The sequence below is a fragment of the Streptomyces sp. ID05-26A genome (assembly GCF_033794685.1).
Lineage (GTDB): Bacteria > Actinomycetota > Actinomycetes > Mycobacteriales > Pseudonocardiaceae > Lentzea.
This window is the reverse complement of record NZ_JARAYZ010000003.1, coordinates 415,182-434,707: the sequence shown is the minus strand read 5'-3', so window position 1 is coordinate 434,707 and position 19,526 is coordinate 415,182. Positions and strand designations below refer to the sequence as shown.

Genomic DNA, 19,526 nt, shown 5'->3' with positions numbered 1-19,526 from the left:
CGGTATGCGCTAGCCCCTCTCGTGGGATCTTCCGGAGGTCGCTGAAACGCTTCGGGTCCGAACCTCGATCGTTACTCTGATCGGCAAGAGCGAGGACGAGGCGGCACATGACCGGACCAGACGGCACGCAGTCCGACAACGAGGCGCGCGTTCGGGGCCGCGGAACCGCGTACCAGGCGGGCGAGATCCACGGCGACGCCCACATGGGCAACACCACGCGCACCACCACGATCAGCATGCCCGCGTTCGGCGTGGTCCTCGGCGTGGTGATGACCCTGGTCGTCGGGTTCGCCGTGTGGAAGCTCGTCACCACGGACGAGCAGACGACCGGAACGTCGGTCAGCGGTACGACGGTCGGAGGGACGAAGACGAAGACCGCGCCGGACGGCATCAGGACGAAGGAGGTCACCCTGACCCGCGGCACCGGCGTGGACGTCGACGGCAAAGATGTAGAGGTCAAGGACGCCGAGGGTCCCACCGGCGACATCGACCTCTACGTGGACCGGTTCAACCTGTTGAAGGTCAGCGGAAGCGGGTTCGCCGAGGACAGCGGCCACGAGGACGACGCCCGGGAGCGGTGCACCAAGGCCGTCACCGGCAAGAAGAACACCGGCGGCCCGACCATCCCGTACCGCGACGGGCAGCAGTTCTGCTTCGCCACGTCCGACGACCAGATCGGCTGGCTGCGCGTGCAGAGCTCGAACCTGGCGTCCTTCGAAACCAGCGCTTCGGCTGTGCTGGCCGTCCGGACGTGGCCGCGCCCCTAGTCGCTGTCCTGGTCATCGAGCGGTGAAGTCGATGCTCACCTTCGCGCCCGTGCCGCGGTCTTGGACCGTGACCGTGTAGCGGCCGGGGTGGTGGATGTTGTCGTGTCCGGGCGCGTTGCCGAACCACTCGAACTCGGTCAGCGAACGACCCGAGCCGTCCGCCTCGGACCCTCCGCTGTACACGAGGTTGCACGGCCCGGTGGTCAGCTTGGGGCAGACACCGCCGGACGCACTGGGATCCGCGATCTCCACGTCGACGAACGTGCCGAGGCCGCCGTCGGACGTCTCGATGACGATCATTCGCGGCGTGGCCGCGTCGAACTCGCCGGGATTGACGCCGAGTTGGAAGTTCTTCACCGCGTTCGTCGTGGTCACCGGTTTGGTGTCGACGGGCGCGGACTGACGGGGTGGTTCGCGCACGACGTCGGACGCCCGCGTGCCCGGCGGTGGGCCGGGACTCGTCGCCGGCGACTCCCTCGTCGGGCTCACCCCGGTCCGGGCCGAGCCCGTGTCACCCGGCGCGATGACGGGCGCCGCGGAGGACGGTGCCGACAGCTCCGGGAGCGATTTGCCCGTGATGAAACCGAAAAGTCCTGTCACGTCGGCCAGGAAGCCGACAGCGGCGAGCACGACGAGCAGCGCGGCGGTCCAGCGCGCCGACTTCTTGCGATCAGACGAGGTGCTGTCTTCCATGGTGCCGCCGATTCTCGCTCACGACGAGCGCGCGCCGGCACGACTTCCCGGCGTTGCGGAACAATTCCGCGACGCCGAGAATCACCCGCTCAACTCCCGGGCGGGACAACAGGCGCCTCGATCGACTCCTCGATCGACCGCAGCGTCGCCTGGAGCACGGCGTCACGATGCACCCCGGCCGGGAGCGCCCGCGCGACGGACACCGCACCGATGATGGACGCCACGAGCGCCCACGCCCGCCGCCTCCGCTCCTCCTCGTCACCGGGCATCGCGGGCACGACCAGCGCGACCATCTTCGAGATCTGCAGCTGGTAGACCTGACGCACCGAGTCGCTCGCCCTGGCCACGTCCGCCGTGAGCGCCGACAGCACACAGCCGTCGGAGACTCCCTCGCAGTGCTCCTCGCTCAGGTAGCTGTACATGAGCGCGACGAGCCTGCGCCGCCGCTCCCGCACGTCACCGTCGCGAAGCGCCTCGAACTCCGGACTCGTGTACTCGCGGATCACCTGCTCCAGGAACCCTTCCTTGCTGCCGAAGTGGGAGTAGATCGCGCCGGAGGTGACCTCGGCCGCCGCGGCGAGCGCGTCGACGCCCACGCCGTGGAAGCCCTTCTCCTTCAACGGGCGCGCCGCCGCGGCCAGAATCGCTGCTCTGGCCTGCTCTTTGTGGTCCTTCGCGTACCGCACGCCGAACTCCCGACTTGACTTCCACTGGGGTCGTGATCATACGATAACGCTCGTTACATAGCGATCGTTATTCTATACATTCGTGAGGGGACCATGACCGCGAACACCGCTGTCACACGCACCGTCGACGTCGAGGGCACGCCGTTCGCCTACCGGGAGGTCGGACTCACCGAGGGGGTGCCGCTGGTGCTGTTGCACCACTTCACGGCGGTGCTCGACGACTGGGATCCCGCCGTCGTGGACGGGCTGGCCGCGCGGCACCGGGTCGTCCTGGTCGACCTGCGCGGGGTGGGCGGCTCGGGCGGCACGACGCCGGACAGCGTGGAGGCGATGGCCGCCGACCTGGCCGGGTTCGTGCGGGCGCTGGGCTTCGCCGAGGTCGACCTGCTCGGGGTGTCGATGGGCGGCATGATCGCCCAGGTGCTCGCACAACGGGAGCCCGGGCTGGTGCGGCGGATGATCCTCGCCGGCACCTCACCCGCAGGGGACGCGGGCCCCGCCAACGCGATGTCGTTGCTGCAGGGCGCCTTGCACGAGTCGGCGGCCGCGGGCAAGCACCCGAAACACGTGTTGTTCTTCTCCCCCACCGCGACCAGCCAGGCGGCCGCGGACCGGTTCATCGCGCGGCTGAACGAGCGGACGCGGGACCGTGACGCCGAGGTGACGAACGAGACGATCGGCGCGCAGGCGGCGGCGCTGGCCAAGTGGGAGCAGGGCTCGCCCGAAGGCCTCACCGCGGTGCGTCAGCCGGTGCTGGTCGTCAACGGGGACAACGACATCATGACCCCGACGATCAGCTCGTTCAACCTAGCGCGGTACCTGCCCAACGCGCGGTTGAGCATCTACCCGGACGCGGGCCACGGCGCGTTGTTCCAGCACCACGAGCTGTTCGTCGAGCAGGCGCTGGAGTTCCTCGGCGCGAACTGAGCATCGGCCGGGGTCCTGCCGCAGCGCGGTCAGCGAGCATGCGATGCGCCCTCGACAGGACCCGTTCCCCTTCGGCATCACCCCGAGCTCGCGTTCGAGCTTGCTGATCGCCGCCCACAGCGACGGCTGGGACACGTGACAGGCCTCCGCGAAGTGGCGTTCACGGGCCTCCGGCCGTCGCAGCGGCGACTCAGGACACCAGCGACGTGCGCGACAGCAGGTCGATCGCCGCGTAGACGTGCCGCAACGTCGGTGCCGGCACTCGGGTCAGCGAGGCGATCTCCACCACCGCGGCGATGATCGCGTCGATCTCCAGCCTCTTGCCCGCCTCCAGGTCCTGCAGCATCGACGTCTTGTGGTGCCCGACGCGGCGGGCACCGTCGATGCGCTTGTCGATCGAGATCCGCGGGTCGCAGCCCGCGGCCCGCGCGATGGTCAGGGTCTCCGCCATCATCTGGGCCACCAGGTCGCGGCTGTCGTCGTGCTCGCAGATCTCGACCATGGTCGCGCGGGTCAGCGCGCTCAGCGGGTTGAACGCCACGTTGCCCATGAGTTTGATCCAGATGTCCTCGCGGACGTCGGACTCCACCGGGCACTTCAGGCCGCCCGCGATCATCGCCTCGCTCAGCGCGACGCACCGCGGGGAGATCGACCGATCCGGCTCGCCGATCGAGAACCTCGTGCCCTCCAGGTGCCGGATGACACCCGGTGACTCGATCTCGGTCGAGCAGTAGACGACGCAGCCGATCGCCCGTTCCATGGGCAGCACGGCGGTGACGGACCCGCCGGGGTCCACGGCCTCGATCCGCTGTCCTTCGAGGGGATGTCCGGCCATGCCGTGGAAGTACCACCACGGGATCCCGTTCTGCGCCGCGATCACGGCGGTGTCCGGGCCCATCAGCGGCGCCAGCAGATCGCCTGACGACGCGTACGAGTACGCCTTCAGGCCAAGGAAAACGTAGTCGACCTCACCCACCTCGGCGGGATCGGAGGTCGCATGTGGACGGGCGGTGAAATCACCGCGAGGGCTCAGCACCCGCACGCCGTGTTCGCGCATCGCGGCGAGATGGGCTCCACGCGCGATCAGGTGGACTTCCACGCCCGCACGATGCAATGCCGCACCGACGTAGGCACCGATCGCCCCGGCTCCGAGAACAGCGATCTTCATAGCACGCCCCGCTCTGCCGCTCCCCGAAGAGAGATTGCATACAGTATACGGACAACCCGAATGTTTCCCTAGAAGTGCTTTTTGCATACGAAAAGCTGTATTCTGTCCGGCATGACCTCTTTGCCCAGTGGCCGTCGGGCGCCCCGCGGCTCTCTCAGCGCCGCGGCGACCCGCCGGGTCGAACGCCCCGCACCGCTGCGACAGGCCGTTTACGACGCCTTGCTCGAGCTGATCGTCAACCGCACCCTCGCCCCCGGCCAGCACCTGGTCGAGGCCGAGCTGGCCGAGTACCTGGGCGTGAGCAGGCAACCGGTGCGCGAGGCGCTGCAGCGGCTGCAGACCGACGGCTGGGTCGACCTGCGGCCCGCCCAGGGCGCCTTCGTGCACACCCCGACCGAGGAGGAGGCCGACCAGCTGCTCGCCGTGCGCAGCGTGCTGGAGACCTACTCGGCCAAGCTCGCCGCCGAGCACGCCACCGCGTCCGACGTGAAGCTTCTCAAGAAGCTGCAGAAGGCCGGCGAGGAGGCCCTGGTCACCGCGAACGTCGAGCGCCTGGTCAAGGCGAACGCCGACCTGCACGCGGCCGTCGCGGCGATCGGCCGCAACAAGGTCCTGTCCGAGATGATCGGCCTGGTCGACCGCCGGGTGCGCTGGTACTACACGCCGATCGCCCGCCCGCGCAGCCGCGACTCGTGGAACGAGCACGCCGAGCTGGTCACGGCCATCGCCGAGGGAGACGTGGAGCGGGCCGGCGAGGTCATGCACAACCACGCGGAGCAGACCCGCCAGACCTACCACGACCGCAAGACGCCCGAAGGCACCACGGACGGCGACTGAGCGGATCACCCAAATCGGTCATTTGGTACCGTACGGGTGATCCGCGACACGATGACGGCTGATTGCATACAAAACGCAGTATGCTGAATGGGGACAGGGCGGGGTCAACGGAGACCCGCGAGAGGTTTCCCGGTAGGTGCCCTGATGGGTATCCACCGGACACGGCCCCGGCCGCACCCTGTTCCTCCCGCACGACAGAGCCATCCGGGCTGTCGCGCGCCACCATCGATCGTGGAAGAAGGAAAGCCATGTCCCGCTTCAAGGACTTCGCGCGCTCGCTCACCCAGCCGCGTGAGGTTTTCTCCGCAGACGGCCGCGCGCTGGGCCTCGGGCTGTCCACCGCGCTGACGGAACAGCGCAAGGACGCCGAGGCCCAGGCGGCCGTGGCCAAGACGCTCCGCAAGGACGCCGAAGGCCACACGATTCACGGCTGAGAGTCCTTCACCGGAGCGTCCTCCTCGCTCCGGCGCGCACTCTCGGCATCCTCCACGGCGGACAGGGCAGCCCGGCGTGAGGTGTGCAGGCTCCAGACCGTCGTGACGGCGAGCGTCACGACGATGACCCCGAGGGACACCACGATCGGGATCTCCGGGGCCCACGAGACACCGTGGTGGTGCATCGCCTCGAAGATGAGCTTGAACCCGATGAACGCGAGCACCACCGCGAGGCCCTTGCTCAGGTGCACCAGGCGGTCCAGGAGACCACCCACCAGGAAGAAGAGCTGGCGCAGGCCCATCAACGCGAACGCGTTGGCGGTCAGCACCAGGTACGGCTCCTTGGTGAGCCCGAAGATCGCCGGGATCGAGTCGACCGCGAACAGCAGGTCCGTGGTGCCCACCGCGACCATGACGATCAGCATCGGCGTGACCACTCGCTTGCCGTCGACGCGCGTCGTCAACGACGCACCGTGGTAGACCGTCGTCGCCGGCAGGAACCTCTTCACCGCGCGCAACGCGGCGTTCTCCGGGACGTCGGCCTCCTCGGCCTCGTCCTGCTTCAGCAGCTTCCACGCCGTGAAGATCAGGAAGGCGCCGAAGAAGTAGAACAGCCAGTCGAACCGCGCGATCGCCTGCGCTCCGGCCGCGATGAACACGGCGCGCAGCAACAGGGCCAGGATGATGCCGACGATGAGCACCTTCTGCCGGTACTCCCTCGGCACCGCGAACCGCGCCATGATGATCACGAACACGAACAGGTTGTCTACGCTCAGCGAGTACTCGGTGATCCAGCCGGCGAAGAACTCACCGCCGTGGCCGGGCCCGGCGAACACCGTGACGCCGAGTCCGAACAGGACGGCCAGGCCGACGTAGAAGAGCACCCAGTACAGCGACTCGCGGAACGACGGTTCGTGCGGTTTGCGCACCACCAGGTAGAAGTCGAACGCGATGATGGCGGCGATACCGCCCATCGTCGCGATCCACACCCAGACGGGAAGATCCAACATCCGTGACTCCTTCGGCGGACGGGAAGGTCAGCGGGAGGCGGTGGCGCGCATTCTCAAGCGCATCGCGATGCGCTCGTGCAGCCACAGGAAACCGATGGCCCAGCCGAGGCTCACGATCCCTTGGTAGGCGAGGAAACCGGCCAGGTCCGAGGGCAGTCGAACCTGGCCGGTGAGCACGAGGCTCACGGTGGTCTCGTGGACGAGTCTGGCCAGCGGGAACGCCAGGAGCCAGTAGAGGGCGACGGGAGCGAACCGTCCGGCCGGGAGCCGGCCCGCTGCCACCAGCAGGCTGAACCCTCCGCCGAACGCGCCCAGCGGCAGGCCGAGCGCCACGGTCGTGACGAACGCCCACCCGAGCGGCTGGCCCACGAGCGCGGCCAGCCCTCCCGCGATGAGCCCGGCGGCCAGTCCGACGAACGCGCCGGGGACCGCTTCCCTCAGAAACCCTTCGCGGATCCCCATCTCAGCCCACCACCACGCCGAACTTGACGAGGCTGAAGAACAGCATGCCCAGGTAGAACACCGCACCGAAGCCGATGATGATGTTCGTGATCAGCTTGGGGCGGATGGGTTTGGGCAACATCCGGTTGTTCACCAGCAGGAGCACCACGCAGTAGGCGCCCATGGCGAACGTCGACAGGAACGCGAGCACGTCGAGGATCGCGCCCGGTCCGTCGGCCGGTCCGAACAGCAGGATCAGGATGCCGAAGGTGATGACACCCCAGAGGAATCCCGCGTAGAGGTGCGACATGCGGAACTTCTTCGCGCCCTTGACGAAGTGGTACGTCATGTCCGCCTGGCCGCGGGAGAACGAGTCGAACAGGCCGAGCGTGGCGTTGAGGCCGATCAACGCGATGAAGCCGAGGAACACGCCGCCCAGCACCGGACCGCCGGCCGACGCGAAGGCGTCCGACATGGCGTTCAGGGCGGCTTCGCGTTCACCGGACTCGATGAGCGCCTTGACGTCCGGGCTGGTGCGACTGGCCGACTGCGCGAGGACCGTGAAAGAAACCGTGACGAGCATCGTGATGCCCCAGAAGAGCAACAGCGCGTCGAACGTGACCCAGCGCCGCCAGCCCTTCCACTTCGCGAGCTCCGCCTTGTCGTCGGTGTCGAACATGAAGCCCCGGCTGGGCATCTTCTCCTCGTCGCCCGCGTGCCGCAGCCCGCGGACCTTCGGGATGTGCGCGCCCATGCCGGCCCCGCTGTCACGAAGGTGCAGCGTGTACCACATCTGCTGCATGCCGGACGGGCCGGCGAACGCGATCGAGCCGACGATGATCGGGAACCACTCCGGCGACATGGCCTGTGCCGGGAAGTACCCGAACTGGAACATGCCGGACACCGTGCTCGTCAGGTCTCCCCAGGTGCCGACCATCGCCGCCACCACGGCCGTGCTGACGACCAGCAGTCCGATGAGGATGGACAGCAGGTTCTCGAGCAGGTTGTAGATGACCTTGGCGAGGCTGAACAGCACCCCGACCAGGATCAGGCCCACGCAGGCCGACACCGTCCAGGGTATGCCGGTGATCTTTTCCAGAGCCGCCGCTCCGGCCGACAGGTGGCCTGGCCAGATGTAGACGAGCATGGCCACCACGAAGAAGAACCACATGATCGGTTTGAACACGCGTGCGGCGCCGAAGAAGATGCTCTCGCCCGTCGCCATCGCGTACCGCGCCATCTCGAGCATGACGACGGCCTGCAGCGTCACGCCGATCAGGAAGAGCCACCTGATGTCCGGTCCGAAGACCAGCACCAGGCGGGGCCACATGTAGGACTCGCCCATGCCCACGCCGAGAGCCACCAGGAACACCGTGGGACCGAGCAGGTGGATCGACGGTGGTGCGTCGGGGAGTTTCCTGATGGGCATCGCTTCGAGCTTGCCCGCGGGCCAGAACCGTTCCCCAGAGGATTCGACACTGTCGGGTGGGGAACTGGTTTCCGTGCGAGCGGCCAGATTTGGATCATCCACGGTTAACAACCTCCAGAGGACCGGCTGTCTTCGTTGACCTCCCTGGCGGGTTCGCGACCGTGGGCGTGTTCACGGTCGCGGACGGGCCATCTCTCCTTGCACGCCGCAGGCGGTTTCCGCCACCACAGCAACGGAAACCGCCTGCAACCTAACTACAGCAAGCCGGCAGCACGGGCCCACCGGTACTTCGCGCCCAGTACTGCGACAGGCTTCTCCGTTGTGTACGGATAAGCAACCACCCCATGGCGGTACAGATATTCGCTGGCTTCCTCTACCTGCACGTCACCCGCGAGGGAGGCGACGACCGGCTTGTGGATTCCGTTCGCCCGGTACTCCTCCACGACGTCGACCACGAGCTTCGCGAACACCATCGGCGGCGTGACGATGGTGTGCCAGTAGCCCAGGATCAACGAGTGGATGCGCTCGTCGGCGAGACCGAGGGCGATCGTGTTCCGGTACGTCGAAGGGGGTTCGCCGCCGGTGATGTCGACGGGGTTGCCCGCCGCGCCGAAGGGCGGGATGAACTTCCGGAACGCCGCGTCCAGGTCGTCCGGGATGCTCATCAGGGACAGACCGTTGTCCACACAGGCGTCCGAGAGCAGCACTCCCGAGCCGCCCGCACCCGTGATGATCACGACGTTCTCGCCCTGGGGCGTTGCCAGCAGCGGGATTCCGCGCGCGTACTCCAGCAGGTCGTTCAGGCCGGGTGCGCGGATCACGCCGCTCTGCTTCAGGATGTCGTCGTAGACCCGGTCGTTGCCCGCGAGCGCGCCGGTGTGCGAGCTCGCGGCCTTGGCACCCTGGTCGGTCCGTCCGGCCTTCAGCACCACGACCGGTTTCTTGGCCGAGACCCGTTTCGCGGTCTCGGCGAAGGACCGGCCGTCCTTCAGGTCCTCCAGGTGCATCGCGACGAGCTGGGTGTTCGGGTCCGACTCGAAGAACGTCAGCAGGTCGTCCTCGTCGATGTCGGCCTTGTTGCCCACACCCACGATGGACGAGACGCCCATGCCCGCGGAACGGCTGAATCCGAGGATCGCCATGCCGATTCCGCCACTCTGCGACGTGAGGGCCACTCCGCCCTTGACGTCGTACGGCGTGCAGAACGTCGCCGAGAGGTTCTCCGGCGTGTAGTAGTAGCCGTAGATGTTCGGGCCGAGGATGCGGACGCCGTGCTTGCGCGCGATCGCCACGATCTCGTTCTGCAGCTCGATGTTGCCCGTCTCGCCGAAGCCGGACGGGATCATGATCGCGCCGCCGACGCCCTTCTTGCCGACCTCCTCCAGAGCGGCCGGCACGAACTTCGCCGGGATGGCGAACACGGCGACGTCGATCTCTCCCGGTACGTCGGCGATGCTCGCGAACGCCTTGCGGTCGAGGATCTCGTCGGCCTTGGGGTTGATCGGGTAGATCTCGCCCTGGTAGCCGCCGTTGACGAGGTTCTTCATCACCGAGTTGCCGATCTTGCCCTCTTCGTTCGAGGCGCCGATCACGGCCACGGCGGACGGCTTCATGATCCGGTTCATCGAGGCGAGGATCTCGTCCTGCGTGAACCGGTGCGGTTCCTTAGCCGCGTCCTCGTCCACCAGGATGCGGACGTCGACCGCGGTCGCCCCCTGTGGCGTTGCCAGCACGGGGTTGAGGTCGACCTCGGCGAGCTGCGGGAAGTCCGTGACCAGATCCGACACGCGGTGGATCAGGTCGGCGAGCTTGTCCGCGTCGACGCCCTGCGCGCCGCGGACGCCTTTCAGGATCTCGGCGGCAGCGATGCCGTTGACCATGGAGAGTGCTTCGGAGGCGCTGGTGGGCGCCAGCCGGAACGTGACGTCCTTGAGCACCTCGACCAGGATGCCGCCGAGCCCGAACGCGACGATCTTGCCGAACGTCTCGTCGGTGGTGGCGCCCACGATGACCTCGTGGACCTCCTTGCCCGTCGGCAGCTGCTGCTGGACCTGGACGCCGGTCACGTCCGCGTCCGCCTTGTAGTTCTTGGCGTTGTGGATGATCGTGCGGTAGCCCTCGGCGACCTCGGAGGCGTTGCGCAGCCCCACGAGGACGCCGCCGGCCTCGGTCTTGTGCAGGATGTCCGGTGAGACGATCTTGAGCACGACCGGGTAGCCGATCTCCTCGGCGAACGCGACCGCGCCCTCCGACGACTTCGCCAGCGCCTCGGCCGGGGTCGCGATCCCGTAGGCGTCGCAGACCCGCTTGCCCTCCGGTGCGGTGAGGGAGGATCGTCCCTCGGCCCGCACCTTCGCGAGTACGTTCTCGACCGCGGCGCGGTCGTAGCCGTTGTCCGGCATGGATTTCTTCTCCCTCAAGGATTAGATGACGCCGGCGGCGCGCAGTCCCGCGAGACGGTCCGCGCTGTAGCCGAGTGCTCCGAGGACCTCGTCGTTGTGCTCACCGAGCAGCGGCGGACGCTGGATCTCGACCGCGCTGTCCGAGAGCTTGAGCGGGTTGCCGACGGTCTTGAACGTCCCGCGCTCCGGGTGCTCGACCTCGACCACGGTGCCGAGCTCCGCGAGCGTCTCGTCCTCGATGATCTCCTTGGTGGACAGGATGGGACCGCACGGGATGTTGTGGGCGTTGAGCTTGTCCATCACCTCCCACTTGGTGTGCTTCTCCGTCCACTCCTCGATCAGCGCGAAGGCCTTGTCCAGCTTGGAGAGCCGGACCTCGGGTGTGGCCCACGCCGGATCCTCGGCGAGTTCGGGCCTGCCGATCAGCTCCGTCAGCGGGGCCCAGCCGACGGGCTGGATGATCACGTAGATGTAGTCGTTGGGGCCGCCGGGGGCACAGCGCACCGCCCAGCCGGGCTGGCCACCACCGGATGCGTTGCCGGAGCGGGGCACCTCGTCCCCGAACTGCTCGTTCGGGTACTCCCCCAGCGGCCCGTGGGTGAGGCGTTGCTGATCGCGCAGCTTCACCCGGCACAGGTTCAGGACGGCGTCCTGCATCGCGACCTGGACGCGTTGCCCGCGTCCGGAGTGGGTCCGTTGGTACAGCGCGGCCAGGATCGCGGCCACCAGGTGGATGCCGGTGCCCGAGTCACCGATCTGCGCGCCCGTGGCGAGCGGCGGGCCCTCCTCGAACCCGGTGGTGCTCATCGAGCCGCCCATGGCCTGCGCGATCACCTCGTACGCCTTGAAGTCGGCGTAGCGGCCGGGCCCGAAGCCCTTGATCGACGCGTAGATGAGCCTGTCGTTGAGCTCCTGCAGCTTCTCCCACGGGTAACCGAAGCGCTCGACCACACCGGGGCCGAAGTTCTCGACGAGGACGTCGACGTCTCCGACGAGCTTCTCGAAGACCTCCTTGCCCTCGGGGGACTTCATGTTGAGGGTGATGCTCCGCTTGTTGCAGTTGAGCATCGTGAAGTAGAGACTGTCCACTTCGGGCAGATCGCGGAGCTGGCCGCGGGTGATGTCCCCCTTGCCGGGGGTCTCCAGCTTGATGACGTCCGCGCCCAGCCAGGCGAGCAGCTGGGTCGACGACGGTCCGGACTGCACGTGCGTCATGTCGAGGACTTTGACGCCCTCCAAGGCCTTTGCCATCACTCTCACCTACTTGTACATCGTCTGGTTCATGGTTCCGGGCGCGTACACGTCGGGGTCGATCCACACGTTGATCAGCGAGGGCTTGCCGGACTCGCGGGCGCGCTGAAGCGCCGGCCCGATGTCCTTGGGGTCGCGCACTTCCTCGCCGTAACCGCCGAGCATCTTGGCGAACTGGTCGTAGCGCACGTCGCCGAGCGTGTTGCCGACGCGTTCGCGCTCCAGTCCGTACTTGGCCGCCTGGCCGTAGCGAATCTGGTTCATCGACGAGTTGTTGCCGACGATGCCGACGAACGGCAGGTCGTAGCGGACCAGCGTCTCGAAGTCCCAGCCGGTGAGGCTGAACGCGCCGTCACCGAACAGGGCCACGACCTCCTTGTCCGGCCTGGCCAGTTTCGCGGCCAGCACGAACGGGATGCCGACGCCGAGCGTCCCGAGTGGACCGGGGTCCATCCAGTGTCCGGGCGACTTGGGCTGCACGACCTGGCCGGAGAACGTGACGACGTCGCCGCCGTCGCCGATGTAGATGGAGTCCTCGGTGAGGAAGTCGTTGATCTCGCTCACCAGCCGGTACGGGTGGATCGGCATGTCCTCGGAGCGCAGGTGCTCCAGGCGCTTCTGCCGGGCCTTCTCCTCCACCGCCTGAAGCTCTTCCAACCACACCTTGCGGCCCATCGCGCCGTTGTCCTCACGGCCCGACGCGGCCTGCGCGACGCTCGACAGGACCAGGTCGGCGTCGCCGACGATGCCGAGGTCTACGTCGCGGTTCTTGCCGACGGTGCGGTAGTCGAGGTCGATCTGGACGACCGTCGCGTTCGCGGAAAGCCTGCGCCCGTAGCCCATCCGGAAGTCGAACGGGGTACCGACGATCACGATGACGTCGGCGTTGTCGAAGGCGTAGCGGCGCGACAGCTGGAAGTGGTGCGGGTCGCCGGGCGGGAGGGTGCCGCGGCCCGCGCCGTTCATGTAGGCGGGGATGTTGAGCGTGCGGACGAGGTCGATCGCGGAGTCCGTGGCCCGTGTCGTCCACACCTGGCTGCCGAGCAGGATCGCGGGTTTCTTGGCGTGCACCAGCAGGTCCGCGAGCTTCTCGATGTCCGCCGGGTCACCGACGCTGCGCGTGGACGCGCGGTAGTGGCCCGCCTCGGGTACCCGTGCGGTGCTCACCGGCACCTTGGCGTCCAGGACGTCGCGCGGGATCTCCAGGAACGACGGGCCCGGCGCGCCGGCGTTGGCCTCGCGGAACGCCATCGACACCATGTCCGCGATGCGCGCGGTGTGCGGGACGTTCGCCGCGAACTTGGTGATCGGCGTCATCATGTCGACGTGCGGGAGGTCCTGCAGTGAACCCATCTTGTGCTGGCTCAACGCACCCTGGCCGCCGATCAGCAGCATCGGGCTCTCCGCGCGGAACGCGTTCGCGACGCCCGTGACGGCGTCGGTGGTGCCCGGCCCGGCGGTCACGACGGCACAACCGGGTTTGCCGGTGATCCGCGCGTAACCGTCGGCCGCGTGGGCCGCGACCTGTTCGTGCCGGACGTCGATGACGGCGATGCCCTCGTCCACGCAGCCGTCGTAGATGTCGATGATGTGCCCGCCGCACAGCGTGAAGATGGTGTCGACGCCCTCCGCTTTGAGGGCCTTCGCCACCAGGTGGCCACCAGAGATGGACTCAGGAATCGACTCCGGCTCCGCGGAACTCGTCATCGGCGATCAGCTCCCCTTGGCGCTTCGACTGTAGATTGCATACCGTATGAGGTAGGCATATCGTTACTCCGCTACCAACCGGATGTCCATAGATGGCCGCAAGTTTTCGGCGAGAGGACGTAGACGGTGGATCTTTTCGAGCACGAGGCGCGGGACCTCTTCGAGCGGCACGGGGTGCCCGTTCCGCGTGGTCTCGTGGCGGACACTCCTGAGTCCGCGCGCGAGGCAGCCAGGGAACTCGGCGGCACGGTCGTCGTGAAGGCACAGGTGAAGACGGGTGGGCGCGGCAAGGCCGGCGGCATCAAGCTCGCTTCGTCGCCCGACGAAGCTTTCGCCGCCGCCACGGCCGTCCTGGGGATGGACATCAAGGGCCACACCGTGCGGAAGGTCCTGATCACCGAGGCGAGCGAGATCGCCGAGGAGTACTACCTGTCGTTCCTGCTGGACCGTGCCAACAGGACCTTCATCGGCATGGCCTCGGCGACCGGTGGCGTGGAGATCGAGGAGATGGCGGACTCCATCACCCGGATGCCGGCTTCGGCCTTCGACGCATCGGCGGTGTTCCCGCCGGAAATCGCGGCGCAGGTCAGCGAGATCGCTTCCGCACTGTGGAAGGTCTTCGTCGCCGAGGACGCCACCCTGGTCGAGGTGAACCCGTTGGCGCGCACCAAGGACGGCCGGATCGTCGCGCTGGACGGCAAGGTGACCCTGGACGACAACGCGTCGTTCCGGCACTCTCGTCCCACGGATGACGCTTCGGGTGACCCGCTGGAGGTGCGGGCCGCCGAGAAGGGGCTGAACTACGTCAAGCTCGACGGCACCGTCGGCGTGATCGGCAACGGCGCGGGGCTCGTCATGTCCACATTGGACGTCGTGGCGCTGGCCGGTGCCGCGCCCGCGAACTTCCTCGACATCGGCGGCGGCGCCTCGGCCCAGGTGATGGCCGACGGCCTCGACGTCATCCTGTCGGACCCGTCGGTCCGCAGCGTGTTCGTGAACGTGTTCGGCGGCATCACCGCGTGCGACGCCGTGGCCGACGGGATCGTGCAGGCCCTCGGCATGCTGGGTGATCGCGCGGACAAACCGCTGGTGGTCCGGCTCGACGGCAACAACGCCGACGCGGGTCACCGCATCCTCGACGAGGCACGACACCCGCTGATCACCGTGGCGCACACGATGGACGACGCGGCGGGCCGTGCCGCCGCTCTCGCTGGCAAGGAGTCCTGATGGCGATCTTCCTCGACGAGAACAGCCGCGTGATCGTGCAGGGCATGACGGGCGCGGAGGGTGCCAAGCACACCCGCCGCATGCTCGCGGCCGGCACGCAGGTCGTGGGCGGTGTGAACGCGCGCAAGGCGGGCACGTCCGTCGCGTTCGACGACGTGACGCTGCCGGTGTACGGCACGGTCGCCCAGGCGATGTCGGAGACCGGCGCGAACGTGTCGGTGCTCTTCGTCCCGCCCGCGTTCACCGGCGACGCGGTGATCGAGGCGATCGACGCGGAGATCGGGCTGGCCGTGGTGATCACGGAAGGCGTCCCGGTCCACGACACGGCACGTTTCTGGGCGCACGCCCAGGGCAAGCAGACCCGGATCATCGGACCGAACTGCCCCGGCATCATCAGCCCTGGCAAGTCCAACGCGGGCATCATCCCCGCGGACATCACCAAGCCCGGCTCGATCGGCCTGGTGTCGAAGTCGGGAACGCTGACCTACCAGCTGATGCACGAGCTGAAGGACTTCGGCTTCACCACGTGCGTCGGCATCGGCGGCGACCCGATCGTCGGCACCACGCACATCGACGCGATCGAGGCGTTCGAGGCGGACCCGGAGACCGAGCTGATCGTGATGATCGGCGAGATCGGCGGTGACGCGGAGGAACGCGCGGCGGAGTTCGTGCGGGACAACGTGTCCAAGCCCGTGGTCGGCTACGTCGCCGGCTTCACCGCGCCCGAGGGCAAGACGATGGGCCACGCGGGCGCCATCGTCTCGGGGTCCTCGGGCACGGCGGAGGCCAAGAAGCAGGCCATGGAAGCGGTCGGGATCAGGGTCGGCAAGACGCCGTCGGAGACCGCCGCCCTGGCCCGGGCGATCCTGACCGGCTAGCGGTTCAGCTCACCGGTGTGAGCGTCTCGCTGTCTCGGCCCGTGTCCGTGCGGGCCGAGACGGTCGGCAGTTCGGCCGAACCCGAGGCCTTGTCGCCGATCACCGACATGGCCTGCTTCACGATCGCCAGCACCGCGGAGGCACCCTCGACCAGCTTGATCAGGTTCTCGCCGCTGGCCAGCAGTTCGCCGAGCTTGGCCGCGATCCGGGCACCGCACTCGACAGCGATCTGCACGCACTGCGGGATCGCCACGGCGATGCTCTGCCCGAACGTGACGGCCGCGGTCGCGATCGCCTGGGTCATGATCGGCACGATCTTGCCGACCGCCTCGGTGATCAGCCTCGTCACCTCGGCGACGACCTGGGCGACGACCTCGCCCGCCTTGATCAGCGCGGTGGCGTTGGTCAGCGCGGTCTCGGCGACCGACAGCACGCCGTCGACGAGTTCCTTGCCGGCCTGGGCGTACTCGGCCGCGCTGTCGCCGGTCCACCCGTCGGTCTCGCTGCCCGCCTTCTCGCCGTACTCACCGGCGAGAGCGGTCGCGGCAGTGCTCGCGTCGCGGAACTCCCCCGCACCCCGCTGAACACCGTCCGGGTCGCCCTTGAGCTGCCCCAGCGGTTCTTCCAGGAACGAGATCATCGGCGTGAGGAAGCCGACGCCCGCGCTGTCCAGTGCCTGCAACGGTTTCCCGTTCGAGCCCAGCTCGGTCAGCGGTGCTTTCGGGTCCTGCGCCAGGTCCGGCGACAGCCACTCGCCGTTGGTGATGGCGTTCGTCGTGGCACGGAGCTGGTCGAGCAACGCGGCGGTCATCGGCCTGCTCCCGTGATGTCCCCGGCGTTGCGCTCGTCGGTGCGCTGGTAGTTGTCGGCGGTCTGCCGCATGCCCTCACCCACCTTGTCCATCGTGGACGCGATGTGGGCGAACGCGCCCATCGTCTCCCCCATCGGACCGCTCAGTCCGGAGCTGAGGCAACGGGCGAACGAGCCGAGGGACTCCTCGCCCACCTGGTCGGGCAACCGCGATCCGGTGCCGGACAGCCGGTCGGCGTACCCGGTCAGGGTCTTCGCGTGACGGCGCAACTGCTCGTGGTCGGCGGTGAAGCTCATCGCACGGCCTCCGGCAGGTGCTTCGTGATCTGGTGCAGCGCGTCGCTCTCACCGAGGTAGTCGGCCATCACCTCGGTCATGCGGGCGCTCGCGAGCCGTTGCGCCTCCCGCGCGGTGCTGACGATCAGCATCGCGAGCGTGTCGACGTCGAGCCTGCGCGCCGCCGGCGTCAGCGCGACGTCGCCGAGCACACCGCCCGCGTTCACCGTCACGGTCACCTCCCCGCGTGGCGAGGTCGCCTTCGCACCCACCTCGGCCAGGCTCGCGCTCGCCGACCGCGCGCTGTACGCGACGCGCTCCAGGCGTTCCTGGTAGTCCGCCAGCCACTGTGCTGGATCCACTTCTCCCCCTACCTCCAGGCTCGCGCGACCGCGGCGAGCTCACCGATCGCACGGACCAGGTCGTGGTGCCGCAACGGGTTGACGCTCACCCAGCCGTCCTCGCCGACGTCGACCCTGACCCGTCCGCCCGCACTGTCCAACCAGGACACTTCCTGCCGCCGTCCACCCCTGACGACACCCGCCTGACCCTGCCCGGTGACCTCGAGGTCGAGCCCGGCGCCGGGTGGCAGGGTGATCGGCATCAGCTGCGCGGCCCTGGCCTGCGGGACCAGTGCCGCGAGCTCGTCGCCGAGCACCTCCGCCTCGACGTGCGCGACCCGGACCGTGCTCTCGGTCTGCGTGCACACCAGGGCGTCGCCGCCGTAGACCATCGCGACCGCTCCGGCACCGGGCACGACGAGGTCGACCACGACGGTGTGCTCGTGCAGCGCCGTGACCAGCTCCGCGGCCATGCCGGTCGGGCCGTGCGGTGCCGCGAGTCCCCGCGCCTGCAACCCGTGGCCCGCCTCGGACAGCAGCGCCGCGCGTTCGTCCGCGCGCTTGCCGAACGACGGCACCCGCAGCGGGAACGGCCAGCGCACCCCGGCGTGGGTGGCGAGCAGGTCCATCTCCACCAGGTCGAAGGCGATCACCGGGCCACCCTGCGCGCCTGCTCGGCGTCGGTCTCGGTGTAGGTGGACTCGATCTCCGCGAGCAACTGCCGGAACTCGCGCACCTCGCGCTCGGCGGCGCCCACCTCGCCGGCCAGCCCCGACCCGGCGTCCTTGAGCCGCCGCGACAGGTCCTGGGCGGGCGGCGCGGTCCCGAGCAACGGCTGCCGCTCGGCCAGTCTGCTCGCCGCGGCCACCAGTGCGGCGGTCTGCTCGGCCAGCCTGGTCAGGGACCTGACCCGCTCCCGCAACCCGTCGGGCGACACCTCGTAGCCGGTCACTGGTCCTCCCCGATCACGGCCGGAGACACCCGCTCGGTCACCGCGAACAGGTCGTGGTCGAGCGTCGGCATCTGGTTCTCGTGCTCCTGGTCCTCGTCCTTGCGCGCACCACTCGCCGGTGGCGCGCCCATCGCGTTGTTCTGAGCCGATGGACGGCCTTCGGCGGCGAGGGTGCCGAGCGCGGCGGTCCCGCCGTGCTGGCCCAGAACCACTCCGGCGCGCATCCCGGGCGTGAGCTGCTGGCTCACCGGGGCGGTCGCGCCTGTCGCCGGTCCACGCGTGGGTGTCGAGCGGCCCACGAGCCGTTGCCACGGCACACCACCCGAGCTGGGCGTCTTCACCGTCGCCGAGGTGGCGGCGGCGCGGGGTGAGGGGGCGGCCTGCGGAACGGTGGCCCTGGTGTCGTCGATCAGCCGGCCGCTGCCGTTGAGGCTGGACTCGTAGGTCTGCATCGCCCGGACGGCCTGGGCCTTCTGCTGGTCGGCGGACGCGGCTCCGAAGTAGAAGTAGAAACCGGAGGCCGGTGGCGTCGGCGCGCTCGGCAGAGCGAACGGTGCGGGCGCGAACGCGGCGGGTGCGCCGGGCAGCGCGAACGGTGCCGGTGCACTGGACAAGGCCAGGGACCCCGGTGCGTTGGGCAACGCGAACGGCGCCGGTGCACTCGACAAGCCCAAGGACCCCGGCCCGTTGGGCAACGCGAACGGCGCCGGTGCACTCGACAAGCCCAAGGACCCCGGCCCGTTGGGCAACGCGAACGGCGCCGACGCGCTCGACAAGCCCAAGGACCCCGGCCCGTTGGGCAACGCGAACGGCGCCGACGCGCTCGACAAGCCCAAGGACCCCGGCCCGTTGGGCACAGCCGTGAGACTCCCCGGCACCCCCGAGATGGCCGGTGCGCTCGGCAGCCCGGCGAACGCCGGCGCCGTCGTCCCCGGCCCCGGTGGCGGCGGCATCGCGGCCCGGGCCGACGCCAGCGCGTCGGCGGAGTCCTGCGCGGCCTTCTGGCCGGCGACCGCCAGCTCGCTGATCTTCTCGATCCGCTCCGCCAGCACCCCCAGCCGTGCGACGGCCTCCTCCGCGGCGGCCCCGGTCCACCCCTCCGTCAACGCGGCCCGCTGCTCCCGGAGCACCTCGGCGTGCGCGGCCAGCGCGGCCCGCTGGCGCGTCCACTCCTGCGCCACCGCGCTCACGTCGGCGACATCAGCGTCCTGCCACAGCATGCGGTGCAACTCTTCATGGCTGTACGCCTCCCAGTTGATGCCTGACACCCCTGGAATCCCTCCCTCGTCC

General features: G+C 68.8%; 21 protein-coding genes. 6 read left to right on the top strand and 15 right to left on the bottom strand.

Annotated elements, in window-relative coordinates; genetic code table 11:
* Positions 1–107 precede the first annotated feature (107 nt).
* A complete protein-coding gene (locus PV646_RS29425) occupies positions 108–767 on the top strand; it encodes a hypothetical protein (protein ID WP_500345536.1) in 660 nt (219 codons plus the stop codon).
* A gap of 12 nt (positions 768–779) precedes the next feature.
* Here the strand turns inward: PV646_RS29425 and PV646_RS29420 are convergent, their stop codons facing one another.
* Both PV646_RS29420 and PV646_RS29415 read right to left on the bottom strand, forming a co-directional pair.
* Positions 780–1,460, bottom strand: coding sequence for a hypothetical protein (locus PV646_RS29420; protein ID WP_500345535.1), 681 nt, complete (start codon positions 1,458–1,460; stop codon positions 780–782).
* 89 nt (positions 1,461–1,549) lie between these two features.
* The gene (locus PV646_RS29415; RefSeq protein WP_500345534.1) at positions 1,550–2,146 is read right to left on the bottom strand and encodes a TetR/AcrR family transcriptional regulator; all 597 of its coding nucleotides are present in this window, start codon (positions 2,144–2,146) and stop codon (positions 1,550–1,552) included.
* A 93-nt stretch (positions 2,147–2,239) separates the two neighbouring features.
* On the opposite strand from PV646_RS29415, the gene PV646_RS29410 reads away from it, so the two are divergent.
* Positions 2,240–3,073 (top strand): alpha/beta fold hydrolase, encoded by an 834-nt coding sequence (locus PV646_RS29410; protein WP_500345533.1) that lies wholly within the window; start codon positions 2,240–2,242, stop codon positions 3,071–3,073.
* Positions 3,074–3,263: 190 nt separating this feature from the next.
* On the opposite strand, the gene PV646_RS29405 is transcribed toward PV646_RS29410, so the two are convergent.
* Positions 3,264–4,241 carry a 2-dehydropantoate 2-reductase gene (locus PV646_RS29405; RefSeq protein WP_500345532.1) on the bottom strand — a complete coding sequence of 326 codons (978 nt, stop codon included), beginning with the start codon at positions 4,239–4,241 and terminating at the stop codon, positions 3,264–3,266.
* A 111-nt stretch (positions 4,242–4,352) separates the two neighbouring features.
* On the opposite strand from PV646_RS29405, the gene PV646_RS29400 reads away from it, so the two are divergent.
* Together PV646_RS29400 and PV646_RS29395 are read left to right on the top strand one after the other, a co-directional pair.
* Positions 4,353–5,078 carry a GntR family transcriptional regulator gene (locus PV646_RS29400; protein ID WP_500345531.1) on the top strand — a complete coding sequence of 242 codons (726 nt, stop codon included), beginning with the start codon at positions 4,353–4,355 and terminating at the stop codon, positions 5,076–5,078.
* Between the two features lie 248 nt (positions 5,079–5,326).
* The gene (locus PV646_RS29395; RefSeq protein ID WP_500345530.1) at positions 5,327–5,512 is read left to right on the top strand and encodes a hypothetical protein; all 186 of its coding nucleotides are present in this window, start codon (positions 5,327–5,329) and stop codon (positions 5,510–5,512) included.
* On the opposite strand, the gene PV646_RS29390 is transcribed toward PV646_RS29395, so the two are convergent.
* The 6 genes from PV646_RS29390 to PV646_RS29365 all read right to left on the bottom strand — a co-directional run bounded on the left by PV646_RS29390 (position 5,503) and on the right by PV646_RS29365 (position 13,752).
* Positions 5,503–6,519: a TerC family protein gene (locus PV646_RS29390; protein ID WP_500345863.1), complete on the bottom strand. Its 1,017-nt coding sequence runs from the start codon at positions 6,517–6,519 to the stop codon at positions 5,503–5,505. The genes PV646_RS29395 and PV646_RS29390 overlap by 10 nt on opposite strands.
* A gap of 30 nt (positions 6,520–6,549) precedes the next feature.
* The gene (locus tag PV646_RS29385; protein WP_500345529.1) at positions 6,550–6,984 is read right to left on the bottom strand and encodes a hypothetical protein; all 435 of its coding nucleotides are present in this window, start codon (positions 6,982–6,984) and stop codon (positions 6,550–6,552) included.
* 1 nt (position 6,985) lies between these two features.
* Positions 6,986–8,392, bottom strand: coding sequence for an Nramp family divalent metal transporter (locus PV646_RS29380; protein ID WP_500345528.1), 1,407 nt, complete (start codon positions 8,390–8,392; stop codon positions 6,986–6,988).
* Positions 8,393–8,646: 254 nt separating this feature from the next.
* Positions 8,647–10,794: an acetate--CoA ligase family protein gene (locus PV646_RS29375; protein WP_500345862.1), complete on the bottom strand. Its 2,148-nt coding sequence runs from the start codon at positions 10,792–10,794 to the stop codon at positions 8,647–8,649.
* Positions 10,795–10,815: 21 nt separating this feature from the next.
* Positions 10,816–12,048, bottom strand: a complete 1,233-nt coding sequence (frc, locus tag PV646_RS29370; RefSeq protein WP_500345861.1) for a formyl-CoA transferase — start codon at positions 12,046–12,048, stop codon at positions 10,816–10,818.
* 6 nt (positions 12,049–12,054) lie between these two features.
* Positions 12,055–13,752, bottom strand: a complete 1,698-nt coding sequence (locus PV646_RS29365; RefSeq protein WP_500345527.1) for a thiamine pyrophosphate-binding protein — start codon at positions 13,750–13,752, stop codon at positions 12,055–12,057.
* A 126-nt stretch (positions 13,753–13,878) separates the two neighbouring features.
* On the opposite strand from PV646_RS29365, the gene sucC reads away from it, so the two are divergent.
* Both sucC and sucD read left to right on the top strand, forming a co-directional pair.
* The gene (gene sucC, locus PV646_RS29360) at positions 13,879–14,979 is read left to right on the top strand and encodes an ADP-forming succinate--CoA ligase subunit beta (protein ID WP_500345526.1); all 1,101 of its coding nucleotides are present in this window, start codon (positions 13,879–13,881) and stop codon (positions 14,977–14,979) included.
* Entirely contained in the window at positions 14,979–15,857 is an 879-nt protein-coding gene (sucD, locus tag PV646_RS29355) for a succinate--CoA ligase subunit alpha (protein WP_500345525.1), read from the top strand. Before sucC ends, sucD begins: the two co-directional genes overlap by 1 nt.
* A 4-nt stretch (positions 15,858–15,861) precedes the next feature.
* Here sucD and PV646_RS29350 read toward each other — a convergent pair whose 3' ends face one another.
* From PV646_RS29350 to PV646_RS29325, 6 genes are read right to left on the bottom strand one after another with little or no spacing between them, the layout of a single operon-like run.
* Complete coding sequence (locus tag PV646_RS29350; RefSeq protein ID WP_500345524.1) at positions 15,862–16,668, bottom strand: hypothetical protein; 807 nt, start codon at positions 16,666–16,668, stop codon at positions 15,862–15,864.
* The gene (locus PV646_RS29345) at positions 16,665–16,964 is read right to left on the bottom strand and encodes a type VII secretion target (RefSeq protein WP_500345523.1); all 300 of its coding nucleotides are present in this window, start codon (positions 16,962–16,964) and stop codon (positions 16,665–16,667) included. The genes PV646_RS29350 and PV646_RS29345 overlap by 4 nt, the downstream gene beginning before the upstream one ends.
* Positions 16,961–17,305 carry a YbaB/EbfC family nucleoid-associated protein gene (locus tag PV646_RS29340; protein WP_500345522.1) on the bottom strand — a complete coding sequence of 115 codons (345 nt, stop codon included), beginning with the start codon at positions 17,303–17,305 and terminating at the stop codon, positions 16,961–16,963. Before PV646_RS29340 ends, PV646_RS29345 begins: the two co-directional genes overlap by 4 nt.
* Positions 17,306–17,313: 8 nt before the next feature.
* The gene (locus tag PV646_RS29335; protein ID WP_500345521.1) at positions 17,314–17,937 is read right to left on the bottom strand and encodes an ESX secretion-associated protein EspG; all 624 of its coding nucleotides are present in this window, start codon (positions 17,935–17,937) and stop codon (positions 17,314–17,316) included.
* Positions 17,934–18,236, bottom strand: coding sequence for a hypothetical protein (locus tag PV646_RS29330; protein ID WP_500345520.1), 303 nt, complete (start codon positions 18,234–18,236; stop codon positions 17,934–17,936). The genes PV646_RS29335 and PV646_RS29330 overlap by 4 nt, the downstream gene beginning before the upstream one ends.
* On the bottom strand, positions 18,233–19,504 hold the full coding sequence (locus PV646_RS29325; protein ID WP_500345519.1) for a hypothetical protein: 1,272 nt from the start codon (positions 19,502–19,504) through the stop codon (positions 18,233–18,235). Before PV646_RS29325 ends, PV646_RS29330 begins: the two co-directional genes overlap by 4 nt.
* Positions 19,505–19,526: the final 22 nt, after the last annotated feature.

What these genes read in the sequence shown, in the direction of transcription:
- PV646_RS29400 (WP_500345531.1), top strand. Translation starts at nt 4,353, where the DNA reads ATGACCTCTTTGCCCAGTGGCCGTCGGGCGCCCCGCGGCTCTCTCAGC.
- PV646_RS29375 (WP_500345862.1), bottom strand. Translation starts at nt 10,794, where the DNA reads ATGCCGGACAACGGCTACGACCGCGCCGCGGTCGAGAACGTACTCGCG.
- PV646_RS29425 (WP_500345536.1), top strand. Translation starts at nt 108, where the DNA reads ATGACCGGACCAGACGGCACGCAGTCCGACAACGAGGCGCGCGTTCGG.
- PV646_RS29345 (WP_500345523.1), bottom strand. Translation starts at nt 16,964, where the DNA reads ATGAGCTTCACCGCCGACCACGAGCAGTTGCGCCGTCACGCGAAGACC.
- PV646_RS29350 (WP_500345524.1), bottom strand. Translation starts at nt 16,668, where the DNA reads ATGACCGCCGCGTTGCTCGACCAGCTCCGTGCCACGACGAACGCCATC.
- PV646_RS29395 (WP_500345530.1), top strand. Translation starts at nt 5,327, where the DNA reads ATGTCCCGCTTCAAGGACTTCGCGCGCTCGCTCACCCAGCCGCGTGAG.
- PV646_RS29420 (WP_500345535.1), bottom strand. Translation starts at nt 1,460, where the DNA reads ATGGAAGACAGCACCTCGTCTGATCGCAAGAAGTCGGCGCGCTGGACC.
- PV646_RS29380 (WP_500345528.1), bottom strand. Translation starts at nt 8,392, where the DNA reads ATGCCCATCAGGAAACTCCCCGACGCACCACCGTCGATCCACCTGCTC.
- PV646_RS29385 (WP_500345529.1), bottom strand. Translation starts at nt 6,984, where the DNA reads ATGGGGATCCGCGAAGGGTTTCTGAGGGAAGCGGTCCCCGGCGCGTTC.
- PV646_RS29405 (WP_500345532.1), bottom strand. Translation starts at nt 4,241, where the DNA reads ATGAAGATCGCTGTTCTCGGAGCCGGGGCGATCGGTGCCTACGTCGGT.
- PV646_RS29410 (WP_500345533.1), top strand. Translation starts at nt 2,240, where the DNA reads ATGACCGCGAACACCGCTGTCACACGCACCGTCGACGTCGAGGGCACG.
- PV646_RS29365 (WP_500345527.1), bottom strand. Translation starts at nt 13,752, where the DNA reads ATGACGAGTTCCGCGGAGCCGGAGTCGATTCCTGAGTCCATCTCTGGT.
- sucD (WP_500345525.1), top strand. Translation starts at nt 14,979, where the DNA reads ATGGCGATCTTCCTCGACGAGAACAGCCGCGTGATCGTGCAGGGCATG.